Source organism: Myxococcus sp. MH1, assembly GCF_059738865.1.
In genome coordinates, this window is sequence record NZ_AP026947.1 from 1,486,967 (window position 1) to 1,513,327 (window position 26,361).

General features: G+C 70.8%; 23 protein-coding genes. 19 read left to right on the top strand and 4 right to left on the bottom strand.

Annotated features, from left to right (window positions below; genetic code table 11):
• Positions 1–14: 14 nt before the first annotated feature.
• The 8 genes from AC6JA9_RS06100 to hpf all read left to right on the top strand — a co-directional run bounded on the left by AC6JA9_RS06100 (position 15) and on the right by hpf (position 7,163).
• Positions 15–575 carry an LptA/OstA family protein gene (locus AC6JA9_RS06100; RefSeq protein WP_223746140.1) on the top strand — a complete coding sequence of 187 codons (561 nt, stop codon included), beginning with the start codon at positions 15–17 and terminating at the stop codon, positions 573–575.
• Complete coding sequence (locus AC6JA9_RS06105; protein WP_223746141.1) at positions 568–1,158, top strand: LptA/OstA family protein; 591 nt, start codon at positions 568–570, stop codon at positions 1,156–1,158. Before AC6JA9_RS06100 ends, AC6JA9_RS06105 begins: the two co-directional genes overlap by 8 nt.
• A complete protein-coding gene (gene lptB / locus AC6JA9_RS06110) occupies positions 1,155–1,898 on the top strand; it encodes an LPS export ABC transporter ATP-binding protein (protein WP_046711212.1) in 744 nt (247 codons plus the stop codon). Before AC6JA9_RS06105 ends, lptB begins: the two co-directional genes overlap by 4 nt.
• A 249-nt stretch (positions 1,899–2,147) precedes the next feature.
• Positions 2,148–3,665, top strand: coding sequence for an RNA polymerase factor sigma-54 (rpoN, locus tag AC6JA9_RS06115; protein WP_223746142.1), 1,518 nt, complete (start codon positions 2,148–2,150; stop codon positions 3,663–3,665).
• A gap of 57 nt (positions 3,666–3,722) precedes the next feature.
• The gene (locus AC6JA9_RS06120; protein WP_473570540.1) at positions 3,723–4,373 is read left to right on the top strand and encodes a GNAT family N-acetyltransferase; all 651 of its coding nucleotides are present in this window, start codon (positions 3,723–3,725) and stop codon (positions 4,371–4,373) included.
• Positions 4,374–4,469: 96 nt separating this feature from the next.
• Positions 4,470–5,249 carry a hypothetical protein gene (locus AC6JA9_RS06125; RefSeq protein WP_223783452.1) on the top strand — a complete coding sequence of 260 codons (780 nt, stop codon included), beginning with the start codon at positions 4,470–4,472 and terminating at the stop codon, positions 5,247–5,249.
• A 118-nt stretch (positions 5,250–5,367) separates the two neighbouring features.
• Positions 5,368–6,252: an SDR family oxidoreductase gene (locus AC6JA9_RS06130; protein ID WP_497959253.1), complete on the top strand. Its 885-nt coding sequence runs from the start codon at positions 5,368–5,370 to the stop codon at positions 6,250–6,252.
• A 236-nt stretch (positions 6,253–6,488) separates the two neighbouring features.
• Entirely contained in the window at positions 6,489–7,163 is a 675-nt protein-coding gene (hpf, locus tag AC6JA9_RS06135) for a ribosome hibernation-promoting factor, HPF/YfiA family (protein ID WP_497959254.1), read from the top strand.
• A gap of 305 nt (positions 7,164–7,468) precedes the next feature.
• Here the strand turns inward: hpf and AC6JA9_RS06140 are convergent, their stop codons facing one another.
• Complete coding sequence (locus AC6JA9_RS06140; protein ID WP_497959255.1) at positions 7,469–8,086, bottom strand: hypothetical protein; 618 nt, start codon at positions 8,084–8,086, stop codon at positions 7,469–7,471.
• Between the two features lie 234 nt (positions 8,087–8,320).
• Between AC6JA9_RS06140 and AC6JA9_RS06145 the strand changes: the two genes are divergently transcribed.
• The gene (locus AC6JA9_RS06145; RefSeq protein ID WP_046711218.1) at positions 8,321–8,782 is read left to right on the top strand and encodes a PTS sugar transporter subunit IIA; all 462 of its coding nucleotides are present in this window, start codon (positions 8,321–8,323) and stop codon (positions 8,780–8,782) included.
• Between the two features lie 22 nt (positions 8,783–8,804).
• Positions 8,805–9,650 carry a hypothetical protein gene (locus AC6JA9_RS06150; protein ID WP_141324636.1) on the top strand — a complete coding sequence of 282 codons (846 nt, stop codon included), beginning with the start codon at positions 8,805–8,807 and terminating at the stop codon, positions 9,648–9,650.
• Here the strand turns inward: AC6JA9_RS06150 and dtd are convergent.
• The gene (gene dtd, locus AC6JA9_RS06155; RefSeq protein ID WP_223783449.1) at positions 9,647–10,117 is read right to left on the bottom strand and encodes a D-aminoacyl-tRNA deacylase; all 471 of its coding nucleotides are present in this window, start codon (positions 10,115–10,117) and stop codon (positions 9,647–9,649) included. The genes AC6JA9_RS06150 and dtd overlap by 4 nt on opposite strands.
• 215 nt (positions 10,118–10,332) lie before the next feature.
• On the opposite strand from dtd, the gene dacB reads away from it, so the two are divergent.
• Entirely contained in the window at positions 10,333–12,603 is a 2,271-nt protein-coding gene (dacB, locus tag AC6JA9_RS06160) for a D-alanyl-D-alanine carboxypeptidase/D-alanyl-D-alanine endopeptidase (RefSeq protein WP_497959256.1), read from the top strand.
• Positions 12,604–13,149: 546 nt separating this feature from the next.
• Entirely contained in the window at positions 13,150–13,647 is a 498-nt protein-coding gene (locus AC6JA9_RS06165; protein WP_223746150.1) for a single-stranded DNA-binding protein, read from the top strand.
• Between the two features lie 151 nt (positions 13,648–13,798).
• Here AC6JA9_RS06165 and AC6JA9_RS06170 read toward each other — a convergent pair whose 3' ends face one another.
• On the bottom strand, positions 13,799–14,476 hold the full coding sequence (locus AC6JA9_RS06170) for a succinate dehydrogenase/fumarate reductase transmembrane subunit (protein ID WP_497959257.1): 678 nt from the start codon (positions 14,474–14,476) through the stop codon (positions 13,799–13,801).
• A 265-nt stretch (positions 14,477–14,741) separates the two neighbouring features.
• Here AC6JA9_RS06170 and hslO point away from each other — a divergent pair, with 265 nt between their 5' ends.
• From hslO to AC6JA9_RS06205, 7 genes are all read left to right on the top strand, one after another.
• Positions 14,742–15,632: an Hsp33 family molecular chaperone HslO gene (hslO, locus tag AC6JA9_RS06175; RefSeq protein WP_223746152.1), complete on the top strand. Its 891-nt coding sequence runs from the start codon at positions 14,742–14,744 to the stop codon at positions 15,630–15,632.
• A gap of 34 nt (positions 15,633–15,666) precedes the next feature.
• Complete coding sequence (locus tag AC6JA9_RS06180) at positions 15,667–16,698, top strand: Glu/Leu/Phe/Val dehydrogenase family protein (RefSeq protein ID WP_141324630.1); 1,032 nt, start codon at positions 15,667–15,669, stop codon at positions 16,696–16,698.
• Between the two features lie 48 nt (positions 16,699–16,746).
• Positions 16,747–17,568, top strand: coding sequence for a phosphoribosyltransferase (locus tag AC6JA9_RS06185; RefSeq protein WP_324289119.1), 822 nt, complete (start codon positions 16,747–16,749; stop codon positions 17,566–17,568).
• A gap of 19 nt (positions 17,569–17,587) precedes the next feature.
• Positions 17,588–19,504 (top strand): selenocysteine-specific translation elongation factor, encoded by a 1,917-nt coding sequence (gene selB / locus AC6JA9_RS06190; RefSeq protein WP_267697933.1) that lies wholly within the window; start codon positions 17,588–17,590, stop codon positions 19,502–19,504.
• Positions 19,501–22,017 (top strand): ATP-binding protein, encoded by a 2,517-nt coding sequence (locus AC6JA9_RS06195; RefSeq protein WP_267697932.1) that lies wholly within the window; start codon positions 19,501–19,503, stop codon positions 22,015–22,017. Before selB ends, AC6JA9_RS06195 begins: the two co-directional genes overlap by 4 nt.
• Positions 22,014–23,459, top strand: a complete 1,446-nt coding sequence (locus AC6JA9_RS06200) for a sigma-54-dependent transcriptional regulator (protein ID WP_497959258.1) — start codon at positions 22,014–22,016, stop codon at positions 23,457–23,459. Before AC6JA9_RS06195 ends, AC6JA9_RS06200 begins: the two co-directional genes overlap by 4 nt.
• 420 nt (positions 23,460–23,879) lie before the next feature.
• Positions 23,880–24,704, top strand: a complete 825-nt coding sequence (locus AC6JA9_RS06205; protein ID WP_223783443.1) for a GNAT family N-acetyltransferase — start codon at positions 23,880–23,882, stop codon at positions 24,702–24,704.
• 82 nt (positions 24,705–24,786) lie between these two features.
• Here AC6JA9_RS06205 and AC6JA9_RS06210 read toward each other — a convergent pair whose 3' ends face one another.
• Positions 24,787–26,346, bottom strand: coding sequence for an NADH-quinone oxidoreductase subunit N (locus AC6JA9_RS06210; protein ID WP_223746474.1), 1,560 nt, complete (start codon positions 26,344–26,346; stop codon positions 24,787–24,789).
• Positions 26,347–26,361: the final 15 nt, after the last annotated feature.

Genomic DNA, 26,361 nt, shown 5'->3' on the forward strand with positions numbered 1-26,361 from the left:
TAGAAGGCACCCTCGTGTCGCGCTCCGAGCCCGTCCGCCTCCTCGCCCTCTGCCTGCTCGTCGCGGCGTGCTCCCCGCGTCGCCCGGCGGAGGGGGCGTCCCAGCAGCCTCCGCCGCAGGTGGTGCTCCGCGGCGCGCGCCTGGTGTCCTACGAGGGCGAGCGCCTGACGCTGTCGGGCAACGCCGAGTCGCTGACGTACCAGCGCTCCGGCGGCGACGTGCAGGCCACGAACGCGACCTTGCGCATCCCCCCGGGCACCCCCGAGCAGGGCATGTCGGTGGGCACCGAGAAGGGCCTGGACATCAGCGCCCCGAATATGGAGGGCAGCCTCGCGTCCAAGCAGCTGGTGGCGTCCGGCGGCGTGGTGGTGCGCACGGGCGAGGGCATGGTGGTGGAGACGCCGCGGTTGACCTACGACGCCGTGGAGAAGGGCGCCCGGGGCAACGAGGGCGTGAAGGTACGAGGGCCGGCGTACCGGTTGCGGGCGGACCGCTTCGAGCTGTCCTTCCCGGATGAGACGTTCACCTTCGAAGGCTCGGTGGAGACCGTGCTGGGAGAATCAGGGCGTGATTGAGTTCCTCGTGATGGCCTTCTTCGTGGCGCAGCCGGTGCCCGCCGTCGCCGCCGCCACGCCCACGGATGGGGGCACGCCTGCCGCCGCCGCCGCGGGCAGCCCGGGCCAGGGGCCCCTGGGGCCGGTGGACCTGAAGGAGCCGGTGCAGATCAACGCCGACCTCATCGAGGGCGGCAAGTCGCAGGCCACGCTCACCGGCAACGTGAAGGTGAAGCACCGCACCCTGGACCTGAAGTGCGACCGGATGACCGCCTACTTCGCGCCGCCCCGCGTGGTGACGCGCGTGGTGTGCACCGGCGGCGTGCACGCGGTGGACGGCGACCGCATGGCCCGCGGCGAGCGCGCCGAGTACGACGTCGCCTCGGGCGTGCTCGTCGTCACCGGCACCCCGGAGGCGCGCCAGGGGACCACGTACATGCGAGGGACGAAGGTCCGCCTCACGCTGGGCAGCGAGAAGCTCGAGGTGGAGAACGCCGTCATCATCTTCGAGTCGCCGCCGTCGGCCCCCTCGTCCCCCAAGCGCAAGGCCGCGCCCGCGCCCGCTCGCACGGCCCCCGTGGCCCCGGAGGCGGCGCCGCGATGAGCGACGCGAAGCTGTACGCGGAGGGGCTCAAGAAGGCCTATCGCGGGCGCCAGGTGGTCAACGGCGTGTCCTTCACCGTGTCCCCGGGCGAGGTGGTGGGCCTGTTGGGCCCCAACGGCGCCGGCAAGACGACCAGCTTCAACATGGTGGTGGGCCTGGTGACGCCCGACGCGGGCCGCGTGCGCGTGGGCGACGAGGACCTCACGCACCTGCCCATGCACCGCCGCGCGCGCCGGGGCGTGGGCTACCTGCCCCAGGAAGCCTCCGTGTTCCGCAAGCTCACCGTGCGCGACAACTTCCTGTCCGTGCTGGAGCTGCAGAAGGGCCTGGACAAGAAGGCCCGCGAGGCCCGCGCCAGCGCCATCCTGGAGGAGTTCGGCCTCTCCCACGTCGCGGAGTCCCTGGGCGGCACCCTCTCCGGCGGTGAGCGCCGCCGCGCCGAGATTGCCCGGAGCCTCTTGCCCCAGCCGCGCTTCATCCTCTTCGACGAGCCCTTCGCCGGCGTGGACCCCATCAACGTGGGCGACCTCCAGCGGCAGATCTTCCTGCTGCGCGAGCGGGGCCTGGGCGTCCTCATCACCGACCACAACGTCCAGGACACCCTGGGCATCTGTGATAGGGCCTACATCATCACACAGGGGCAGATCCTCGAGGAGGGCACCCCCGCGGAGATCGCCGCCTCGCCCCGGGCGCGCGCCGTCTACCTGGGGGAGCGGTTCCGCCTCCAGCAGCCGCTTTGAGGGACGACTGGCAAGCGGCCAACCGAGTGCATAGACTCCGGTTGGCCTCGCTTTTGCGTCGACAGGTCAACAAGGCCCAGTCACGCTCAGTGCGTGCAAGCTCTTGGTTTCCTTGTGGAATTTTGAATATGCAAGCAAGGGACCACGATTCGGGCACTAGACGCCGTCAGGGGGCCTTGTTACGTTGGCACGGTCTTTGATTGGTCCCGTGTCGTGTAGGGGCTGAATCACTCGGGGAGACCCTGTCTCATGGCGATGGAACTCAAACAAAGCCTGAAGCTTGCGCAGCAGCTGGTGATGACGCCGCAGCTGCAGCAGGCCATCAAGCTGCTTCAGCTCTCCCGGATGGAGCTGCTGGAGCAGGTCCGCGAGGAGATGGATCAGAATCCACTCCTGGAGCAGCCGGACGAGCAGGCACCGGGCGACGTGGGGGACAAGGAGCCCGGAGAGGCGTCGCTGGAGGCGGACAACGTCGAGATTCCGCGCGACGTGGAGCTGCCGTCGGCCTCCGGGGACAACGCCCCGGAGTTCAAGGCGGACGGGGACGGGCCCCCGGAGATCGACTGGGAGCAGTACCTCAACAGCTACCAGTTCAACGAGCCCACCACGGCGTCCAACAAGGGCAACGTGGCCACGGACGACCTGCCGTCGTTCGAGGCGAACCTGGTCAAGAAGGAGGACCTGGTCGACCACATCCAGGAGCAGCTGGGCACGCTGCGCCTGAACGACGCCGAGCGCCGCATCGCGATGCTCATCCTGGGCAACCTGGATGACGACGGCTACCTCAAGCTGCCGGACATCGAGGGAGACCCGCTCATCCGCCTGGCCAACGAGGCGGACGTGCCGATGCACATCGCCGAGCGCACCCTGCGTCGCATCCAGATGCTGGAGCCGCGCGGCTGCGGCGCTCGCGACTTGCAGGAGTGCCTGCTCATCCAGCTGCAGGGGATGAAGGAGCCGCAGGCGCCGCTGTTGGGCCTCATCATCAAGCGGCACATGAAGTACCTGGAGAGCAAGAACCTGCCCGCCATCGCCAAGGACCTGAAGGTCACCTTGGAAGAGGTGGTGGAGGCGGTGAAGCTGCTCCCCAAGCTGGACCCGAAGCCGGGCCGCAACTTCAGCGGGGACGACGCGCAGTACATCACCCCCGACGTCTTCGTCTACAAGATGGGGGACGAGTACACGGTGGTGCTCAACGACGACGGCCTGTCGAAGCTGCGCATCTCCGGCACCTACCGGAACGCGCTGAAGACGGGCGCGGTGGGCCCCGGCCAGACGAAGGACTTCATCCAGGACAAGCTGCGCAGCGCGGTGTGGCTCATCCGCTCCATCCACCAGCGGCAGCGGACCATCTACAAGGTCACCGAGAGCATCGTGAAGTTCCAGCGCGACTTCCTGGACAAGGGCATCGCGCACCTCAAGCCCCTCATCCTGCGCGACGTGGCCGAGGACATCGGCATGCACGAGTCCACGGTGAGCCGCGTGACGACGAGCAAGTACGTGCACACGCCGCAGGGCATCTTCGAGCTGAAGTACTTCTTCAACTCGTCCATCGCCCGCGTGTCCGGCGAGGACACCGCCAGCGAGGCGGTGAAGCACCACATCAAGCAGCTCGTCGCGCAGGAGGACGCGCGCAACCCGTACTCGGACCAGAAGATCGTCGAGCTCTTGCGCTCGCAGGGCACCGAGATTGCCCGCCGCACGGTGGCCAAGTACCGAGAGGTGCTGGGCATCCTCCCGAGCAGCAAGCGCAAGCGGTACTACTGAGCCCGCGACAAGTGGCTCTTGGCGCGTGGGGACGCGCCGTCGGAGATTGGGGGCGTCATGAGCGCCCCTGTCCTCCTGCTTCCCTCGGATGAGGGGCTCCCCTGGCGGGAGCCCCTGCCGCTGGTCGTTCCCCCCGTCGTCCTCGAAGGCCGCGCGGTGCGCCTGGAGCCCCTGTCGCTCGACCACGCCCCGGCCCTCACCGCGCTGTGCGAGGACGCGCTCTTCACGTACTTCACGGTGGTGCCGCGCACGCTCGCGGACGTGGAGCGCTTCATCGCGGACCGCCTGCGCGGCGCGGAGAAGGGCACCGAGCGCCCCTTCGTCATCCTCGAGAAGGCGACGGGCACGCCGGTGGGCTCCACCAGCTACCTGGACATCCAGCGCGACAGCCGCACGCTGGAGATCGGCTGGACGTGGCTGGGGCGCAGGGTGTGGCGCACGCGCGTCAACACCGAGTGCAAGTTCCTGCTGCTCCAGCTCGCCTTCGAGTCGCTGGGCGTCATGCGCGTGCAGCTCAAGACGGACCAGCGCAACACGCGCTCGCGCGCCGCGATTGAGCGGCTGGGCGCGAAGTTCGAGGGAATCCTCCGCAACCACGTCCTGGTACGGGGTGGGGTGGTGCGCGACAGCGCCTACTACTCCGTCATCGACACCGAGTGGCCGGAGGTGAAGGCCCGGCTCTTGGGGATGCTCCAGAAGGAGGGCTAGCGAGCAGGCGGGCCTCGGTCCGGGGTGGGAAAGGCAACGGCGTCATGCCGTTGGTGCTCCCGTCGGGCGGGCGCGGGCGGTATAGGTGCGGCCCGTATGCACTCTTCCTCTCGTTTCCGTGGTGGCGTGGTGTCGGGTGTCCTGGCCGCGCTCGGGCTCCTCGCGGCCGGCTGTGGCTCCTCGCTGAAGGAGCAGGACGTGGACCTGGCGGGGCTGTCCGGCCGCACGCTCCTGTACACGCACGCGGATGTGGACCTGTTCGAGCTGGAGCAGGCCGCGGGCTCGCACCGCGTCACCGTCACCTTCTCCCAGGCGGGCGGCGACGTCTGCACGCGGTTGAACGAGGGCGTCACGGCGACGTTCAACGGCGAGCCGATGCAGGTGGAGCGGGGCGGGGTGGATGGCACCGCGGGCCGCGACCTGTGCCTGCCCACGCGCGCCTTCTTCGACTACGCCCCGGATGAGTGGGCCGCGCTGCCGCCCACCGATGCGCGCGTCGTCTTCCAGGACGGCTCCGGCACCACCATCACCGTCGTCATGAAGGAGGCCCAGGCCAAGCGCTCCTTCGACGGCGTGTCCGACGTGCAGCGGCTGCTCCGGGGCCAGTCCTATTCGTACCAGTGGATGCCGTCGACCGAGAAGCTCGAGTCCGCCGGCGCCACGCTGCTGGCGGAGGGCAGCGCCGTCACCGCGACGCTCACCACCACGCGCGACGGGGGCCGCATCACCTTCACCGTGCCGCCCAACCTGGGCGCCGCCACGCACCTGCTCACCGTCAGGGGCCAGGTCCAGGGCGAGGTGCTGGAGTGCACGGGCGTGACGAGCTGCTCGGGCACCTATTTCCACTCCGAGGAGCAGGTCGTCTCGGTGCAGTAGCCCTCCGCTCGCATCCCTCCGGGGCGGGCGGGCACGTGAGCCCGCTTCGCCCGGTTGTCGTGGCCGGCCTCGGACGCCACCGTGCAGGGACCCTCTTTCCCCTGAACGGAGCGCAGCCATGGCCCAGAAGAACCCCGACCCGCGTGAGGCGGGCCCCAAGCCTCCCTTCCCCGAGCAGACTCAAGCCCCTCCGGGCAAGGAGGGGCGGATGTCGCCGGAGCCGGACTACGGCGAGCAGTCCTACAAGGGACTGGGGCGGCTGAAGGACCGCGTGGCGCTCGTCACCGGTGGCGACAGCGGCATTGGCAGGGCCGTGTGCCTGGCCTTCGCGCGCGAGGGCGCCGACGTGGCCGTCTCCTACTTGAGCGAGGGGGACGACGCCCGACAGGTGCAACGCGTGGTGGAGGACGCGGGGCGCTCGGCGCTGCTGTTGCCCGGGGACCTGGCGGTGGAGGCGAAGTGCCGCGTGCTCGTGGAGGCGACGGTGAAGCGCTTCGGTCGCATCGACATCCTCGTCAACAACGCGGCCTTCCAGGGCAAGGCGGTGGAGAAGTTCGAGGAGCTGGACGCCGAGCGCGTGGAGCGCACGTTCCGCGTCAACATCCTCGCGATGTTCCACCTGGTGCGCTACGCGCTGCCGCACATGAAGGCCGGCGGCACCATCATCAACACCGCCTCCATCCAGGCGTATCAACCCACGCCGCCGCTGCTCGACTACGCCACCACGAAGGGCGCCATCGTCACCTTCACCAAGGGCCTGGCGCAGCAGCTCATCGAGCGCGGCATCCGCGTCAACGCCGTGGCGCCCGGCCCCGTGTGGACGCCGCTGATTCCGCAGTCCTTCGACGGCAAGCAGGTGTCGACGTTCGGCGAGGACTCGCCCATGGGCCGCCCCGCGCAGCCGGCGGAGCTGGCGCCGTCCTACGTGTTCCTCGCCTCGGATGAGTCGCGCTTCGTGAACGCGGAGATATTGGGTGTCACCGGAGGAAGGCTGCTCGCCTGAGCCCGTGTCCCGAGCTACCCGGTGCGCTGCTGTCCGTGCGGCGGCGCACCGCCTGATTCCGAGGGGTTGAAGAGTCTGGTGCCCCGCAGGTCCGAGCACCAGTCACGGCGTGTTGTCAGGCCCCGGACGGCAGGTGCGCTTGGGAAGAGTCAACCTGGGGGGACGGGTTGCTTTCCCGGGGGCAGAACGTTTCTGATCTGTCACGCAGCTCCCCTCACCCTAGGAGGCAGCCACGCATGCAGTTCAACATCACCTTCCGTCAGTTCGGGGCGTCGGATTCCCTCAAGGAGTACGCACGCGAGAAGGTCGAGCGGGTGAACAAGCTGTTGGACAGAGCAGGAGAGGCACACGTCGTCCTGTGGTTGGAGGCCAACCACATCCACCACGCGGACATCACCGTCCACTCCGGGGCCTGGGTGCTCCGCGGGCGCGACAAGAGCAATGACATGTACGCGTCCATCGACCTGGCGATGGACAAGATCGAGCGCCAGCTGCGCCGCTACCGCGACAAGCTCAAGACGCATCACGGCAAGGAGCGCGTGCACCACCGTCAGGACCTGGTGAACCACCTGAAGGTGCGTCACGCCGTCTTCGAGGTGCCGGACGCGGAGGAGCTGGCGGACATCGCCGCGGAGTCCACGGTGGACATGCCCGCGCCGAAGCTCGCCGCCGCCCCGCCCGCGACCCCCGTGGCCGCCGCGACGCGCGTGGTGAGCTCCACCCAGCTCACCGTCAAGCCGCTGTCGGTGGACGAGGCGGTGATGCAGATGAACCTGATGAACAACGACTTCTACGTGTTCCACAACGTGGAGTCGGACGCGCTGGGCATCGTCTACCGGCGCAAGGATGGCCAGTACGGCCTCATCGAGCCCCACGAGCCGCCCGCGCTGGCCGCGGCCGCCGGCACCTGAGGCGAGGGCCTGAAGGAAGCGTCGCGCTCCGCCACCCCCCTCGAGGAGGCGGAGCGCGGACGCTCCCATCCAGTCGATGACGGGAGCGTCGTCGGTCCTTCACGGATGCTGCTTCCCACGAGGCTCGCGGTCGGCCACGGCCTCGTCGGTGTCCCCCCAACCGCCCGGGTAGGGCGGCTGGCGCATCCATCCCCAAGAACGCCTGGGCCCACCGCGCATATCGCGGGGGGCTTCCGGTAAAAACGACGCGCCCCATCTCTCCCCCGGGAGATGGAGCGCGCCTCGGCCCTGGCTGGGAGGGTCCGTCAGTAGCCCTTCTTGCAGCTGGACATCCCCTGCGCGTTGCGCAGGTCGGTGAACACGCCGGTGGAGACAGCCACGGGCGTGGTGACGGCGGGGGCCCGGACGTTGACGAGCGCCAGCGTCATCAGCGCGGCCCGCTCACCCAGCGGGCGCGAGTGGATGGCGGAGGGGAAGGCCACGACGATGTCCGACTCGCGCGCTCCCCCGCACTCGCGCACGCCCGAGAGGGTCTCCGCCTCCCGCTTCAGGAGGTAGGCGCAGCCGCCCACCCGGCCATGCAGCCACGTGCCGTCCTCGGTGAGGTCCACCAGCTGGCCGCCGAAGGTGCCCCAGACCCGGGTGTCGTCCCCCTCGGCCAGCTCCAGTCGCGCGTCCTGCTGGGCCACCGAGCCCGTGAGCAGCTGGTAGTCCCACTGGAGCGCCACCGGCTGCTGGCGGTAGCGGCCGCGCATGCTGTTGTCGGAGATGCTCAGCGTGGAGGTGGGGCCGGTGATGGCGTCTCCCCGCAGGAGCAGGGACTCCCCCGCGGCGTCTCCCAGCGCGGAGCCCTGGACACCGGTCGTGGCGCAGCCGGTGGCCAGCAGCGAGAGGACAAGGCTCGAGCACAGCGTTCGCTTCATGGCGGTCGCTCCCCTTTTCGTTTGCTGTCGTGGTTCACTGAAGGAAACGGACGCTGGGGGAGGGCATATCGTCCCCTGGGGGACGGCGGGGCGGGGAGACATGGGGGCGGCCCGTGGTCCCGGTCCCTGACGCGCAGTGAGCGGGGGTGGCGCCGGGACGACAGGCGACCCTTGCGCGAATCGAGGGTGAGGAGTAATTGCCGCCATCTCAGGAGCGCCAGCGCGGGAGCGTCAGTGAGAATCGCCGAGTTCCTCAGCCCCCAAGCCGTCATCGCGGACATGCAGTCGCGGACGAAGCAGGAGGTGTTGCGCGAGCTGAGCGCCACGTTGGCCCGGGCCCACCCCCCGCTCCTGGAGGAGCGGCTGGTGGAGGTGCTGCGCGAGCGCGAGAAGCTGGGCAGCACCGGCATCGGCGAGGGGGTGGCCATCCCCCACGGCAAGCTGCCGGGCATGACGCAGCTGCAGGCGGCCTTCGGCGTGTCCCGCGCGGGCGTGGACTTCGAGGCCATCGACGGCAAGCCCACCCACCTGTTCTTCGCCCTGGTGGCCCCGGAGAACAGCGCCGGCGTGCACCTGAAGGCCCTGGCCCGCATCTCCCGGCTCTTCAAGAACCCCCGCTTCCGGGCCGCCATCCTCGAGGCGCCCACGACCGCGGAAATCCACGCGCTCATCATCCAGGAAGACGCCCGGCCCTGAGCGCCGGGCCGGGGGGGACACCATGGACGTGGTGCTGCGGCCCATCAACGACGCGTTCTTCCATGAGCAGGTGCTCCCGTTCCTCACGCGCGCCATGGGCGACGCCAGCGGGGCCCTGGAGTCGCTGATGGAGCAGCTGGGGGACGGCCAGTCGCGCATGCTGTGCGAGCGCATGCTGGCGACGTCGGTGCCCGGCGGCCTGGGCTCGGTGGACGCGGACCCCTGGGCGGACCTGGTGGACCGGCTCGCCTTCCAGCCGTGGAGGACGGGGCCCATGGGCTGGGAGGTGGACCCTCGCCACGCGGGGTACGCGGACGCCTGGGACGAGGCGCTGCACCTGGCGCTGATGCTGGAGGAGGCCCACTACCCCTACTGGGACAACCGCACGTCCCGCGAGGTGCGCGACGGCTTCCGCCTGCGTCCGCTGGCGGACGTGGGGCTGGCCTCGCTGCTGGCGGGGCAGTGGGACCCCTTCCCGGAGTTCCCCCCGGACCGCGTCTTCGTCACCCAGGGCCGGGGCGAGTACTTCCCCAACGAGCGCTTCGCCTTCGCGGACTGGGCCTGGCGCCCAGCGCGCGCGGTGGCGCACTGGCAGGTGAACCTGCCGCGCAAGCTGGAGCGGCTGCTCACGCGCGAGCAGGAGCGCATGAAGCTGCCGTCGTTGCCGGAGCGTGACGAGGTGCTCGCCTACTGGCTGGGCAAGCAGGCACAACCGCCGCCGCTGACGGTGGCCTTCTCCGGGCTGGGGCCGCGCGCGGCGAACTGGATTCGCGAGCTGGGCGCGCTCACCGGCCACATCCGTCAGGCGGCGCTGGCGAAGCAGGGCCTCGCGGCGCTCGTCACCAAGGGCACCTCCGTCCGCATCTAGGCCTTGGGCGTGGCGGCGGCGGTGCTCCCGGGGCTCTCCAACAGGAGCGTGACGGGCCCGTCGTTGACGAGCGCCACCTTCATGTCCGCGGCGAAGATGCCGGTGCCCACGGACAGGCCGCGCTGACGCAGGCCCTCACAGGCCTTCTCGTACAGGGCCTTGGCCACGGTGGGCTCCATGGCGTCGATGAAGCTGGGGCGCCGGCCCTTGCGCGCGTCGCCGTAGAGCGTGAACTGGCTGACGACGATGAGCTGCCGCGAGGTGTCCTCCAGCGACAGGTTCATCTTGCCGCCCGCGTCCTCGAAGATGCGCAGCGTGGCGAGCTTCTCCACCATCCAGGCCACGTCCGCCTCGGTGTCGCCCTTGCCCACGCCCAGGAGCACCAGCAGCCCCGGGCCGATGTCGCTCACCTTCTGCCCGTCCACCGTCACCGACGCTTCCAGCACCCGCTGCACCACCGCACGCATCGAACTTTCCTCCCAGGGCCGATTGTCCACCGACGACTGTCAGGGGCGCGTGGCATCTTGCGCCCTTGGATTATGAAAAGAAGTCCACATGCCAGGGCGGCCAAATTGTTCTTGGCGGTAGAGCGAGCGCCCAGCCGTGGACTCCCGCACCCCCTCTCCCTTGCCGTGGTTTCACGCGATTCACCATAATGGCCGCCGACTTCCCCGGAGCGTGCGTGCAGGTTCTTCGAGCCAGACACCTCTTGGCCGCGACGGCCATCGTTTCCCTGCTGCTTCCCCCCGGTGCCCTGGCGGCGCCGCCCTCCGCCGAGAAGCGCGCGGACCGCGAGGCGTTGCGCGCGGCGCTGCTCGAGGTGCTCCAGCGTGCCCCGCTCAAGGTGAGCCGGGTGGGCGTGCACATGCAGAGCCTGGATGACGGCGCGGTGGTGTTCACCCACAACGCGGACGAGCTGCTCAACCCCGCGTCCAACGTGAAGCTCGTCACGTCCGCGGCGGCGCTGGCGACGCTCGGGCCGGAGTTCCGCTACGAGACGGAGTTCCTCGTGGACCCGGAGCTGGGCGCGGACGGCAAGGTGAAGACGCTCTACGTGCGCGGCAAGGGCGACCCGTCCGTCACCACCGAGCGGCTGTGGGGCATGGTGTCGGAGCTGTGGCACGTGGGCGTGCGCGAGGTGGGCGAAATCGTCGTGGACGACTCGTGGTTCGACGCCGAGCGCACGCCGCCCGGGTATGACCAGGAGGACTCGGACCGGGCGTACATGGCGCCTACGGGCGCGCTGAGCCTCAACTGGAACGCGGCGGCCATCTACCTGCGGCCCGGCGCGAGCGCGGGCGCCAAGGGCGTGGTGGAGATGGAGCCGCCCAGCGACTACTTCATCGTCGACAACCAGCTCTCCACGGGAGCGCGCCGGGCGCGGCGGGTGTCGGTGACGTCGGACCCGGTGGGGCCGCAGCAGAAGATTGTCGTGCGAGGGCAGGTGCCGCCCGAGCGCGGCGGCGCGGTGAGTGTCTGGAAGAAGATCGACAACCCGCCCATGTACTTCGGCCAGACGCTCAAGCAGCTCCTGAACACGCGGGGCGTCAAGGCGAAGGGGAGGGTGCGCGCGGGGGCGACGCCGTCGCGTGCCCGGGCGGTGTACGTGGCGCAGTCGGACACGTTCGACGTGCTGCTCAAGCGGCTCAACAAGCTCTCCAGCAACTTCGTCGCCGAGCAGCTGCTCAAGACGATGGGCGCCGAGGGGCGGGGCCAGCCGGGCACCTTCACCAAGGGCGTGGAGGTGGTGGAGCAGTTCCTCGAGCGCGACGTGGGCATCCAGCGCGGCACGTACGTGATGAAGAACGGCAGCGGGTTGAACGACGCGAACCGCTTCTCGGCCACGCAGCTCAACAAGCTGTTGCGCTACATGTATGAGCGCTTCCCGTTCGCGCCGGAGTACCTGTCCTCGGTGCCCATCGCGGGCAAGGACGGCACGCTCAAGTACCGCTTCGAGGGCAGCGACGCGGTGGGCCGGCTGCGCGCGAAGACGGGCACGCTGGAGGGGGTGTCCGCGCTGAGCGGCTACGTGACGAGCGCGGGCGGTGAGCGCTTCTCGTTCTCGATGATGGTGAACGACTTCGCGGGCCGGGCCGGGCCCATCGTCGCGGGGCTGGACGCGCTGGGCGCGGCGGTGGCGGCCACGGGCTCCAGCCTGGGGCCCTCGAGCGCGGTGGCGTCGCTGGCGGACGGTGGCAAGGCGGCGGGCGCGATTGGGGACGTGGCCTCGCGCGTGAAGACGTACCTGGAGCTGGGCCGTCAGAGGGATCCGCGCAACCTGGGCTTCCTGCGCACGGCGTGGCGCAGCGAGAGGGACCCGGCGGTGCGCGCGGTGCTGGCGGAGGGCCTGTACCAGTCCAACCCGCACGACTACCTGGGCGCGCGCACGTTGCTGGACAGCTACTCGGCGGGCAGTGATGTGTATGGCCGGCTGAGGGAGGTGGCGCGGGTGCTGGCGGTGGAGGTGCCGGGCGTCACGAGCATGGTGGAGCTGGCGGCCGGCGGGAACACGGAGGCGCTGGCGCGGGTGCTGGAGCTCGCGGGCGCCACGGGCGCGGATGCCACGGCGCAGGGCGAGATGTCGGTGGCCCTGGGGGAGGTGGCTCGCACGGCGCCGGAGGAGCTGGTGGTGGCGCTGCGCGCGGCGTCGACCTCGGACCGCGAGGCGTCCACGACGCTGCTGGCCCGGGCGCTGGTGCAGACGGGCCAGGCGGACCACCCGTTCTGGAAATCGCTGCGCAAGCTGGTGGGCGCGGCGGATCCGCAGGTGGCGACGTTCGCCAAGGGCCTGGACTCGACGCTGTCGCAGAAGGTGGCGGAGGCCAAGGCCCGCCCGGTGGAAGGCGCGCCGGTGCAGGTGGTGGCTCCGGCGGGCACGCCGCCTCCGGCGTCCTCGAAGCCCCAGGGCAGCGCCCCCGAGGCCCGCACCGCCGAGACGCACCCGGGCGGGTAGCGAGCGTCGCGCCACCGCGGGTCGTCGTACCGGAAGGCGCCGGGCGGGTGGCCTTCCGGGGCCGGGGCTCGCATCTTTGAGCTGCATCCGGGCGGCGATTCCCTGCCGCGACGCACCTGGCTGCGGGGGCTTTGCGTGCTGTCGCGTGTGCACCGCATCGAAGCGGGCGGCGAGCCCGCCTCAGCTCACCCTGAGCCTCGTTCCACCGAGGGGCATTGCTGGGCGGGTGTCTCCTGGGCGTGACTCAAGGCGGGCCCCGCCGCGCGACGCTCGGGGCGTACCCACGCCCTGGTTCGCCTCGCGTGCGGTCCTGGGTGCGCTGAGCCTTCGGGTTCGCGCCCGGGTGGGCCCGTCCCGCACCCGTCAGGTCCTGTCTGCTCGCCTGGTGCGCTGTCGCCCGGGCGGGCCCCGTGCCGCGGTCCGCCTTCTGGAAATGTCAGGGCGCACTGCTATACGTGGAGGGCAACCTGCCAGGGCTGATGCCCGGTGGGCCTATTTCCCCCCCGTGGTGGGGGGGAACTCGACGAAAAGGAAGAGGGAGCAGTCATGGCAGGAGGCGTGAACAAGGTCATCCTCATCGGCAACCTGGGCGCGGACCCCGAAGTGCGGTTCACCCCGGGAGGTCAGGCGGTCGCGAACTTCCGCATCGCGACCAGCGAGAGCTGGACCGACAAGAACGGCCAGAAGCAGGAGCGGACCGAGTGGCACCGCATCGTCGTCTGGGGAAAGCTCGCGGAGCTCTGCGGCGAGTACCTGAAGAAGGGACGGCAGTGCTACGTCGAGGGCCGCCTGCAGACGCGTGAGTGGACCGACAAGGAGAACCGCAAGAACTACACGACCGAGGTCGTGGCCAACGCGGTGACGTTCCTGGGCGGCCGTGACGCCGGGGACAACATGGGCAGCGGCGGCGGTGGTGGCGGGCGCCGGAACTTCGGCTCGCAGCCGCGCGGCGGCGACAACAACGACTACGGCCAGCCGCCTCCGATGGATGACGGCATGGGCGGTGGCGGCGGCGGCAACAACGAGGACGACATCCCGTTCTGAGCCGTGTCGGGACTCCGGCCGCTCCGGTCGGACACCCCAGAAGCGAACCGGCCGCTCCCCGGAAGGACTCGGGGGCGGCCGGTGTGCTTTTCGAGACGTGTGGACCGCGAGGAGGGCACTCCTCTCGGAGTGCCCGGTGACACAGGAAGGCCTAGTGGCCCGCGGGCCCGAGGGCCCCGCCCGCCTGGTACAGCGCGTAGATGGCGCTCCAGCTCATCGCCGTCAGCAGCAGGAAGATGAGGATGGAGACCGGCTCGAAGCGGCGCATGGCGCGCTCGGAGCCCAGCAGGCCCCAGCCCATCGCGAAGCCCTGGAGGCCGTTGGCCAGGTGGTACGCCGTGCCGAGCGTGCCCAGCAGGTAGACGACGAGCGTGGGGCCGTGGAAGTGCATCTCCCGGGCGATGTCCTCGAACATCTCCGGGTGACCCAGCATCAGGCGCGGGCGCAGGAAGGCCAGCCAGATGTGGGCGCCCAGGAACGCGAGCACGCCCAGGGCGCTGACGCGCTGGAGGATGTACTTGAAGTTGCCGTAGTTGTTGTAGCGGTTGTTGTTGGGCCGGAAGCTGAAGAGCCGCACCAGGCCCCAGCCCGTGTGGAACAGCAGCGGCAGCATCACGATGATGAACGTGAGCGCCTGGGCATACGGGTTGGAGTACGTGGTGACGGACTTCTGCCACGCGTCACCGCCACTGAAGGCGGACAGGTTGTCCCACAGGTGGTTGACGACCCAGAAGCTCAGGGGCACCACCGCGAGGAACGAGCCCAGGCGGGACTTGAGGAGCGGAGTCTTCGTTGCAACGGCGTCGGCGGTGGCGGCCTGGGTGCTCATCGTTTCTCCAGCGATGGCGCGCGGGCAGGTGGCCGCGCCCCAGCTCAAGGTCAGGTGACTGACTGTCGGTCGGCGGTTTATAGCCGTTCCGGCCACGACGCTGGATTTCTTCCGCACGTGCGCATCCCAGCCTTCGCGCATGGAGGCATAAGCCTGGACTTATGCGTCACCCCGGCCGGGCCTGCTGCCGGGCCGGCATGCGACGGGGCGTCCGCCTTCTGACGTTGGCGGGCACGCCGGGCTCGGGCACGCTACTCGCCCTGTCATGTCCGATGAGCTCGTCAGTGGATTGCTGAAGAAGTCCGATGTCCGCGTGGTGCTGGCCCTCACCACGCAGCTGTCCCGCCAGGCCCGGGCCACCCACCACACCGCCCCGGCCGCCGCGGCGCTCCTGTCCCAGTCCCTCACCGCCGCCGCCCTGCTGGGCGCCCTCCAGAAGGGCGACTCCCGCGTCAACCTCCAGCTCGAGTGCGACGGCCCCTTGAGGGGCCTCTTCGTGGACGGTGACACGTCCGGCCTGGTGCGGGGCTACGTGAAGAACACGCTCGTGGAGTACACGGGCAGTGACGACCAGTACCACTGGCGTCCCGTGCTGGGGAACAAGGGCTTCCTCTCCGTCCTGCGCGATTTGGGCGGTGGCGAGCACTACCGCTCCTCGGTGGAGCTGGAGCGCTTCGACCTGGCGGGCGACCTGGAGCGCTACTTCCACCAGTCCGACCAGCTCCCCTCGCACGTGGTGCTCGCGCAGCTGCCCGCCGAGGTGGGCGGCAAGCCGGAGTCCCTGGGCATCGTCGCGGGCCTGCTCGTCCAACCCTTGCCCAACGCCGACCTGGAGGTCTTCCAGGCGCTCGGTGAGCGGCTGCGTCGTGACGCCGAAGGCGCCCTTCGGGCCCATGCCCCCGCGGGTGCGTCCGCGGTGCTGCGGGCGCTGCTGCCGGAGGCGGACTTCGAGGTGATGGCCCGCTATCCGTTGCGCTTCGGCTGCTCGTGCAGCGAGGACCGCGTGAAGCGCGCGCTGCTCGCCATGGGGCGCGAGGAGCTCCAGGACCTGCTGGAGAAGGAAGGGCAGGCTGAAGCAACGTGTCAATTCTGCACGACGCGCTATGTCATTCCAGGAGATGAAATTCGGCGCATGTTGGAGAGCGGCTCGGTTTGACTTGGGTGCGTGGCCTCGGTAGAGGCCGCGCGCCATGAGTTACTTCACGCAACTGCTCGAAGGCGGCTACGAGGCCGTCCACCTGCTCAGCGATTCCCGCACGGGACTTCGCGCCATCGTCGGAATGCACAACACGCGACTCGGCCCTGGGCTGGGTGGCACGCGTGCCTTGTCCACGTACACCAGCGAGGAGGAGGCCGTCGCGGACGCGCTCCGGCTGGCGCGCGGGATGACGTACAAGGCGGCGCTCGCGGGCCTGCCGCACGGAGGTGGCAAGGCGGTCATTATGCTGCCCCGGAGCAACTTCGACCGGGCGAAGCTGTTCGAGTCCTTCGGTCGCGCGGTGGAATCGCTCGGCGGCCGCTACATCACCACCGAGGACAGCGGCACCAGCACCGACGACATGGAGCACGTGCGCAAGCACACGAAGAACGTCGTCGGCCTGAAGGAGCGCAGCGGAGACCCGTCGCCCGTCACGGCGTACGGCGTGGCGCGCGCCATGGAGGCCACCGCCAAGCACGTCTTCGGCAGCGCGGACCTCAAGGGCCTGCGCGTCACCGTGCTGGGCGTGGGCCACGTGGGCATGTACCTGGTGAAGGAGCTGCACGAGCGCGGCGCCCACATCTTCGTGAGCGACATCAATGCGGCCAGCGTGGAGCACGCGGTGAAGCAGTACGGCGCCACGGCGGTGGACGCGGACACCCTGCACCGTATGGAGGCGGACGTGTACGCCCCGTGCGCGCTGGGCGGCGCCATCAACGACACCACGCTGCCCCTGCTCAAGGTGAAGGCGGTGTGTGGAGCAGCCAACAATCAGCTGCTCACCATGCGCCACGGCGAGCAGCTGGCCAGCCGGGGCATCCTGTACGTGCCCGACTACGCGGCCAACGCGGGCGGCCTCATCAACGTCGCCCAGGAGTGGGCGGGGTACGACCGGGAGAAGGCGTACGCCCGGGCGGCGAACATCTTCGACACCATCGACACGGTGCTGCGGCGCGCGAAGGAGTCGGGCCTGCGCCCCGAGCAGGTGGCGGACCGGATGGTGGAGGAGAAGCTCCAGGCCTGAGGGCCGTGAGGTCCCCACCGCCTCGTGTGTCCGTGAGGTGGTGGGGATGTGAGCGGGGATGTGGCCAGGGCGCGCGCCTCGGGGTATGACGGGGCCGCACTTCAGCCGGAGCTCACCGCCGTGGCCACCAAGCGGGCAGCACCCGGGCCCAAGGCCCAGGGCAAGCGCAAGCCCACCGCGAAATCCTCCCCGAAGCCTTCGTCGTCGAAGAAGGCCCCCGCGAAGTCTCGTGTCGCGTCGCCGTCGCCGGCCGCGCGCGAGCAGGCGCGCAAGCTGGTCTCCATCCCGACGGACATGGTCCTGGCGCCCCAGGCGGAGGCCCCCCGTCAGCCGACGGGCAAGGACCAGTCGCGCAAGCGCACCGCGGGCGTGCTGCGCGAGCTGTCCTGGGCGCAGTTGGACCGCGCCGTGCAGCAGATGGCCGACGACATCCGCCAGTCCTTCCAGCCCGAGGCGGTGGTGGGCGTGGCGCACGGCGGCGTGTTCGTGGGCGGCGCGCTGGCGTCGGCGCTCGGGTGCGCGTTCTTCCCGGTGCGCATCAGCCGCCGCAGCAGGGACCGCGGCGACAAGGCGCATCCGCGGGGCGGACCGAAGCCCGCGAACGAGATGCCGCGCGAGCTGAAGGGCAAGCGCGTGCTCATCGTCGACGACGTGGCCTCCAGCGGAGACACGCTGGAATTGGCCATGGCGCTGGCGCGCGAGGCGGGGGCGAAGAAGGTGTCCACGGCGTGCCTGGTGGTGAAGCCGGACGCGTACGCGCCCCAGTTCGCGGGCATCTCCACGGGGGCGCTCGTCGTCTTCCCGTGGGACTACGCGCCGGGCACCGGCGACGCGCGCTTCGACGAGGACCCGGACAAGGCCGGAGCCTGAGCCGTACCGCGGTGATGCGATGATTGTCGGCACGGCGGGCCACATCGACCACGGCAAGACGTCGTTGGTGAAGGCCCTCACCGGCATCGACACGGACCGGCTCCAGGAGGAGAAGCGCCGCGGCATCACCCTGGAGCTGGGCTTCGCGCACCTGACGCTGGATGACGGCACCGTCGCGGGCGTCGTCGACGTGCCCGGCCACGAGCGCTTCGTGAAGGCGATGGCCGCGGGCGCCGGCGGCGTGGACCTGGCGGTGCTGGTGGTGGCGTCGGACGAGGGTGTGATGCCCCAGACGCGCGAGCACCTGGACATCTGCCGGCTGCTGGGCGTTCGTGCCGGCGTCGTCGCGCTCACCAAGTCGGACCTGCTGGACGAGCCCGGGCCCGAGTGGCGCGCGCTGGTGGAGGCGGACCTCGCCGCGCTCACCGCCGGCTCGTTCCTGGAGGGCGCGCCCGTGGTGCCGTGCTCCACGCGCACGGGCGAGGGGCTCGCGGCGTTGCGCGCGGCGCTCACCCGGGCGGTGGGCTCGCTGGGGAAGCGCCCCTCGGAGGGGCCCACGTTCCTCCCGGTGGACCGCGTCTTCACGCTCAAGGGCTTCGGCACGGTGGTGACGGGCACGCTGCTGTCGGGCACGGTGGCGGTGGATGACGCGGTGTCGCTCCTGCCGGGCACGCCCGGGCCGCTGCGCGTGCGCGGGGTGCAGCAGCATGGCCGGGCGGTGGCGCGAGTGGAGGCGGGCCAGCGCGCCGCGGTGAACCTACCGGGCGTGGAGCCGGAGTCGCTCCACCGGGGGCAGGTGCTGACGCGCGCCGGAGAGCTGCCCGAGACGCGCATGCTCGACGTGGAGCTGACGCTGCTGCCCTCCGCGCCGTCGCCCCTGCCGCGCCGCCGCAAGCTCCTGCTGCACCTGGGCACCGCGCAGGTGGAGGCCACGGTGGCGCTGCTGGACGTGGAGCGGCTGGAGCCCGGCGAGACGACGCTCGCGCAGCTGCGCCTGGACGCACCGGTGGCCGCGCTCGTGGGGCAGCGCTTCATCCTCCGGGGCTCGCGCGCGCTGCCGGGGCGGGGCGCGACGGTGGCCGGCGGGCGCGTGCTGTCGATTTCCCCTCCCAGGCGCCGCAAGGGCGGCGCGTCCATCGTGGCGCCGCTGCGCGAGGCGGACCCCGCGGGGCAGGTGGCGTGGCTGCTCCGGCAGGCCGGCTATGCGGGGCTCACGCAGCAGGCGCTGTTCGGCCGCTCGGCTCTGGGGCCCAAGGTGCTCACGCGCGCGCTGGAGCTCCTGGGCGCCCGGGGCGCGGTGGTGCTGTTGGACCGGGAGAGCCGGCTGTACCTGTCCGGCGAGGTGCTCGAGGGGTTGCAAGGCCGGGCGCTCGCGGTGCTGGCGGCCTTCCATGAGCGTGAGCCCCTGCGTGAGGGGCTGTCCCGCGAGGAGCTTCGCCAGCGGCTGTCCGGTGAGCTGGATGCGAGGGCCTTCCAGCGGGTGTTGCAGGGGCTGGGGGACGCCGGGAAGCTGGAGGTCGAGCGGGACCTGGTACGCCTGAAGGGGCGTGGACGCGCGCTGTCGTTGGGGGACGAGGCGGCGCGGGCGCGGCTCGCCGCGGAGCTGTCCGCCGCGGGTCTGGCGCCGCCCACCGAGGGCGAGCTGTCCCAGAAGCTCCAGCTCCCGGCGCCCCGCCTGCGCGAGCTGCTGAAGCTCCTGGTGGCCGAAGGCAAGGTGGTGCGCGTCAGCGAGGAGCTGTGCTTCGACGCGGGCTGTCTGGAGGCCTTGAAGGAACGGCTGGTTGCCCACCTGCGCGAGAAGAAGGACATTACCACCCAGTCCTTCAAGGAATTGGTGGGACAGAGCCGCAAGTTCGTCATCCCTCTGTCCGAGTACTTCGACCGGGAGAAGGTGACGCTCCGGGTGGGCGAGAAGCGGGTTCTGCGTCGCGGATGAGCACCAGCCACTACAGCGAGGCGTCGCTGCGCGCCCTCATCGAGCCCTTCGGCAACCCCGTGCTCGCGGTGGTGGACGGGCGCGTGTCCGCGGCCAATGACGCCTACCTCGCCCTCTTGGGGCTGCCCCGGGAGCGGGTGGAGGGGCGCTCCGTCATGGACTTCGTCCAGCCCGAGGAGCGCAGCCGGCTCATCGAGCGCTACCGCCTGGTGGAGTCCGGCGGGGCCATGGAGGCGAGGACGCAGGTCTACCAGGTGCCCTCGGCCGACGGCGTCACGCGCGAGGTGGCCCTCTACGCGTCCCGAATCCCGCTGGAGGGCGGGCGGCACGCGCTGCTGCTCAACCTGCTGCCGCTGACGGACAAGCCCCCCGAGCTGTCCATGGCGGAGCGGTTGGTGGAGACCTCGGCGAGCCTGGTGTCCGCGCACTCCGAGGACGCGGTGCGCCGCGTGGCCCTCAAGGGCCTGGAGGCCGCGGGCTTCCGGGTGCGGCTCCTGCGCTGGGATGGCCTGCGGCTGAACCCGTTGGATGGTGGTGCTCCTCCGCCGGACGTGGCCCTGGGGCTGGAGGCGCTGTCGGACGGGCGCCCCGTGTTCGGCGGCGCGGAGCGGGCCTCGCCCACGCACGTGTACCTGCCCGTCGGCGGCCCCCAGGTGGAGGTCCTTCGCGTGGAGGGCCCGTGGGTGGCGCCCCGGCATGGCTCGGTGCTGACGCTCTTCGCGAAGGTGGTGGGCGCGGCGCTGACGGACGCGCGCGTGCAGTCGGACAGCACGCGCAGCCGGTGGGAGGTGGGGGCCGTCGCGGAGATGGCGCGCTTCGTGGCGCGGCCGATTCCGCCCACGCCCGAGGACTTCCTCTCGCGCGTGTCGGAGCTGCTGCTGGCGGAGGCCGCGGCGCTGCACCTGACGCGGGGCGCGGAGGGGCCGCTGGTGCTGTCGGCCCACGTCGGCCTGACGGAGGTGGTGGGCCCGGGCGGCGATGTCGCGCGGCTGGGTGGGGTGATGGGCGGCTCGGTGCCGGACGCGCTGGATGGCGACCTCACCAGTGAGGCGCAGGCCCAGGCGCTGCGCGAGGCCTCGCAAGGGACGCTGGGCAGCGGCGCGGCGGTGCGGCTGGCGCGGGGCGGCGAGGTGTGCGGCGTGCTCCAGGTGCTGCGCGCGCCGGACCGGCCCTTCGACGCGCGGGACGTGCGGCTGTTGGGGACGCTGTCGGAGCTGCTGATGACGTTGCTCGAGCAGCGCCGGCTGCGCTCGGAGTCCGCGCGCCAGCTCACCGAGACGCGCCTGCTCCTGGACCTGGCCCGGACGACGTCGGGCGTGCTGGAGACCTCGAGCATCCTCGACGTGGCGTCGGACTTCCTCGTCCACCTGCTGGACGTCTCCAACTGCTACATCATGCTGTACGACGAGAGCGCGAAGGTGCTCCGGGGCGCGGCGGCCTCCGCGGCGCACCGCGACTTCTTCCGCACGGTGGTGTTGTCGCTCTCCAGTGACAGCGTGGCGGCGCGCGCCGCGCGCGAGCGCAAGCCGGTGGTCATCGAGGACGTGGAGGCCTCCGGCGGCGGCTTCAACCCGCAGCTCGTCCAGCGCTTCGGGGAGAAGGCGCTGCTGGCGCTGCCGCTCACCTCGCGCGAGGAGCTCATCGGCGTGGTGCTGGTGGACGACACGCGCCGCGCGCGGACGTTCAGCCCGGAGCTGGTGGAGCTGGCGGAGGCCACGTGTGGCCAGCTGTCGCTCTCCATCGCCAACGCGCGCCTGTACGAGTCGCTGTGGGCCAGCTACGCGGAGCTGGCCGCCACGCGCGCGGAGATGGTGAAGCGCGAGCGGCTGGCCGCGCTGGGCGAGCTGTCCGCCATCGTCGCCCACGAGGTGCGAAACCCCCTGGGCGTCATCTTCAACGCGGTGGCCTCGCTGCGCCGGCTCCTGGAGCCCTCCGGCGACGCGGCCATGCTGCTGGACATCCTGGGCGAGGAGAGCGACCGCCTCAACCGCATGGTCGGCGACTTGCTCGACTACACGCGGCCTCGCGACCCCGTGCTCCAGCACGAGGACCTGAGCCGTGTGCTCCAGGACTCGCTGGAGGCGGCGCGCGCGCAGGGTGGGGCGCCGGACCGGCCGGTGCGAATCGACGCGGAGGTGGAGCAGGGGCTGCCGCCCGTGCCCATGGACCGCCGGCTCATCCGCCAGGCGCTGGTCAACGTGGCCGTCAACGCCATCCAGTCCATGCCGCAAGGGGGGCTGGTGCAGGTGCGCGCGCGCCGCGAGGCCCACGCGGGCCGCGAGCAGCTGCGCATCGACGTGGCGGACCAGGGGCCGGGGATTCCCGCCGAGCTGCTCCACCGCGTCTTCGAGCCCTTCTTCACCACCAAGGCCCAGGGCACCGGCCTGGGACTGGCTGTCGTGAAACGAATCCTCGAGGAGCACCGCGGCGAAATCGCCGTGGACAGCACCCCCGGTCGCGGTACCACCTTCACCTTCCGGCTCCCCCTCTCGCAGCCCCCGTCCTTCCCATGACCGACGCGAACCTCCCGCCGTCCCGCGGACGCATCCTCGTCGTGGACGACCAGCGCAACATGCGCGCGACCACCGCGCTGCTCCTGCGCGCCGAGCACTACACCGTCTTCGAGGCGGGCACCGGCGAGGAGGCCCTGGCGCACCTGTCCGGTGGCAGCATGGACCTGCTCCTGACGGACCTGAAGATGGAGCCCATGGACGGGCTGACGCTCCTGCGGCGCGCGCTGGAGGTGGCCCCTCGGCTGCAGGTCATCATGATGACGGCCTTCGGCTCCATCGAGAGCGCGGTGGAGGCCATGCGGCTGGGCGCGTACGACTACGTCACCAAGCCGTTCAAGGAGAGCGAGCTGCGCTACCGCGTGGAGCGCGCCCTGGAGCGCGCGCGCCTCTTGCGCGACGTGGACAACCTGGCCACGGACTTCAACGAGCGCCACGGCCTGTCCGCGCTGGTGGGGCGCAGCGCCGCCATGCGGGACCTCACCTCGCGGCTGATGCGCGTGGCGCAGAGCGACGCCACGGTGCTCATCCAGGGCGAGAGCGGCACGGGCAAGGAGCTGGTGGCGCGCGCGCTCCACGCCCACAGCCGCCGCAAGGGGCGCTCCTTCGTGCCCGTCAACTGCGCGGCCATCAGCGAGACGCTGCTGGAGAGCGAGCTGTTCGGCCACGCGAAGGGCGCCTTCACTGGCGCGGTGAAGGCCCGCCGGGGCCTGTTCGAGGAGGCCGACGGCGGCACGCTCTTCATCGACGAGGTGACGGAGACCAGCCCCACCTTCCAGTCGAAGCTCCTGCGCGCGCTGCAGGAGGGCGAGGTGCGCCGCGTGGGCGAGTCCACCGCGCTGCGCGTGGACGTGCGCACCGTGGCGGCCACCAACCGCGACATCGAGCAGGAGGTGCGCGAGAAGCGCTTCCGCCAGGACCTCTACTACCGCCTCAACGTGGTGACGCTGCGCGTGCCGCCCCTGCGCGAGCGCCTGGATGACGTGCCCGCGCTCGCCGAGCACTTCCTGGGGCGCGCCAACGCCCGCAGCCCCAACCCCCGGCGCCTGTCCGCCGCCGCGGTGACGCACCTGATGAGCTACGACTTCCCCGGCAACGTGCGTGAGCTGGAGAACCTCGTCGAGCAGGCCGCCGCGCTCTCGGAGAGCGACGAGCTGCTGCCCGAGGACTTCCCGCTGCGTCAGGCCCGCCTGACGCCCGTCGCCGGCGCCAGCTCCCTGGGCGCGCTGGACGGCCCGGGCACCCTGCCCCCCGGCACCAGCGCGGGGCCCACCCTGGCCCAGGTGGTCGAGGACGCCGAGCGCCGCGCCATCGCCCAGTCTCTGGAGCGCCACGGCGTGGACCTGGCTCGCGTCGCCGACGAGCTGGGCGTCTCCTCCACCACCCTGTGGCGCAAGATGAAGCGCCTCAACCTCCGGCCGCCCAACGAGGTGGGTCGGGAGTAGGGTGGAGTTGGACGTGTAACTTTTGCGCACCCGTGGATTCAGATCCGAAATGAACGGGGTTCATCGGTGAAAAGCACAACCGCCCGGACTCATTGGAGATTTTCAGTTCTGAAAGCCGATTGCAGGGCTGAAATGCAATCGCCGGGGTGGGCCAATGTTGGGCAGACCTCTAAGTGCCTGAGAAAACTGGAGTTTGTTTCAAATCGGGGTCTGGCACGGCGACTGCTATAGGTTCACGCGGGACACATCGAAGCGAGGCTGAAGGCGGTTCCCCCCCACCCCTTCAGCACTTCCGGTGAGTCACCTTCAGAAGACCCGCGGCCCGACCCTCCCCTGGAGTGTCGGGCCGCCTTCTTTTGTGCCGTCGGACGTTGAGTCAGGCTCGCGTCGGTATCGCTCCTTCTAACCGGAGGCAGGCCGATGACGGTGGATGTGGGGCCGTGTCCGTGGGTGCAGCGGCCCGGACGCGCCGACGATTACCCGACGTATGTCAGGCTGTTCGCGGAGTTGGGGCTGGAGGACCCTCCGCCGCCGGCGTCCATGTGGGAGCAGGAGCTGGCGGCTCGCACCTTTCTCGTGGAGGGGCCGGGTGGGGTGGTGGGGTACACCTCCACCGAGGCGCTGGGCGTCATGGGGTACGTGGGCCAGCTCGTGGTGGCGCCCGAGGCGCGTCGTCAGGGGCTGGGGCGGTGGATGATGCTGAGGACGGCCGAGCGCTTCCGCGCGCAGGGCTGCCAGCACTGGTCCCTCACGGTGGTGCGCGACAACACGCCGGCCCTGGAGCTGTATGGCTCGCTGGGGATGCGGCGCGCGCGGCAGGCCACGGACCTGGAGGTGACGCGGGCCCACGTGGCCACGTTGCCGGAGGCGCCCCGGGGCCCGCGCGTGTCGCTCGTGGAGTCGTCGGATTGGGCGCCGCTGACGGAGGCCTTCGGGATGATTCCGGGCAAGCTCGCGCGCTTCTCGTCACTGGCCTCGCACCAGCTCTGGAAGCTGACGCGGGGCACGGAGCTGCTGGGGTTGATGGACCTGCGCTCCGGCGGCGCGGTGCTCTATCCGTTCTTCGCGGTGTCCCTCGCGCATGCCCGCGCGCTCCTGGAGGACGCCTTCGCCCGCGTGGGGCCCGCGCGTCAGTCGATGGGCGTGGTGATGACGGACAACGAGCCCCTGGTGGCCGCCCTGCGCAAGGCCGGCGCCCGCACGCGCCTGGAGACGTACGAGCTGCGCGGCGAGCTCCCAGGCTGACCTCACGTGCCCCTGAAAGACGACGCCCGCCCGGGCACGAGGCCGGGGCGGGCGGAGTCGACGGGCTCGAGGCCCGCGAAGGCTACTGACCGAAGAGGCTGCTGGCCTGCACCAGCCACGCGGTGACGGGGCCGGGGAGGATGCCCAGCACCACCACGGCCGCGGTGGAGAGCACCAGGGCCAGCTCGGTGGACCAGCTGCGCTCCAGCACCTGGGCGCCCTCGGGCACCGGGCGCATGAACATGTAGACCACCACGCGCAGGTAGTAATAGACGCCCGCCGCGCTGGAGAGCACGCCGATGATGGCCAGGCCGATGAGGCCCGCGTCCACCGCGCTCTGGAACACGAGCAGCTTGCTCATGAAGCCGATGGTGGGAGGAATCCCGCCCAGCGACAGCATGAACGCGGCCATGGCCACGGCCCAGCCCGGGCGCCGCTGCGCCAAGCCACTGAAGCGCTCCAAATCCCAGGCGGTGCCCTTCTCCTCGTCCTCGCGACGCTCGAGCACGGAGACCAGGGTAAAGGCGCCCACCGCGCTGAAGGTGTAGGCCAGCAGGTAGAAGAGGATGCCGCGCAGCGCCTGCGAGCGCGCCAGCTCCAGCGGCGAGCCACCCGTCAGCTCCGACGGGCCCAGCAGGCGGAACTGCTCGCCCGGCGCCGTCACGAACAGCGCCGCCACGCCCACCAGGAGGTAGCCGGCGTGCGCGATGGACGAGTACGCCAGCATGCGCTTCACGTTGCGCTGCGGAATCGCCAGCAGGTTGCCCACCACCATGGTGAGGAAGGCCAAGGTGGAGAACAGCACCAGCGGCATCTGCGGGTCGATGCCCTTGCCCACCGTCAGGAACACGCGCACCAGCGCCGCGAACGCGGCCGCCTTCACGCCCGCGCTCATCAGCGCGGTGACGGGGGTGGGGGCGCCCTCGTAGACGTCCGGCGTCCACATGTGGAACGGCACCGCGGCCACCTTGAAGGCGAAGCCGGAGCCCAGGAGGATGAGGCCCGCGTAGACCAGCGCCGGCTGCTGGGCGAGCGCCGTCGACAGCGGCCCAGCCATGGCCGTCAGCGTGGTGGTGCCGGTGGCGCCGTACAGCAGCGCCGCGCCGTACAGCAGCACCGCGGACGAGAACGCGCCCAGGATGAAGTACTTGAAGCCCGCCTCCGAGGGCCGCGTCCCGCGCCGCAGGTACGACGTCAGCGCGTACGTGGCGATGGAGAGGACCTCCAGGTTCACGAACAGGGTGATGAGCTCGTTGGACAGGGCCAACAGGCTCATGCCCGCCGCGGCGAACAGCATCAGCGCGTAGAACTCACCGCGCTCCGCGCCTCGCTTGCGCAGGAAGCTCACCGAGCTGAGCGACGCCAGCCCCAGGCCCACGCACACCACGAAGGTGAGGAAGCTGGAGAAGGGGTCCAGCACGCCGAAGCCGAGGAACGCCTCGTGCGCCGGCTCGAACATGTTGGACACGGCCACGGCGCCAGCCGCCACCGCCGCCACCACGGAGAGCACGGCCTGGTAGGACCGCGACGCGGTGCTGCTGAGGAACACCTCCGACAGCAGCAGGATGCAGGCTCCCACCACCAGGATGATGGCGGGAATCAGCGGGAGGAAGTCTGCCAGGGTCAGATTGGGCAGGGGCAAGGTCATGGCGAGGGC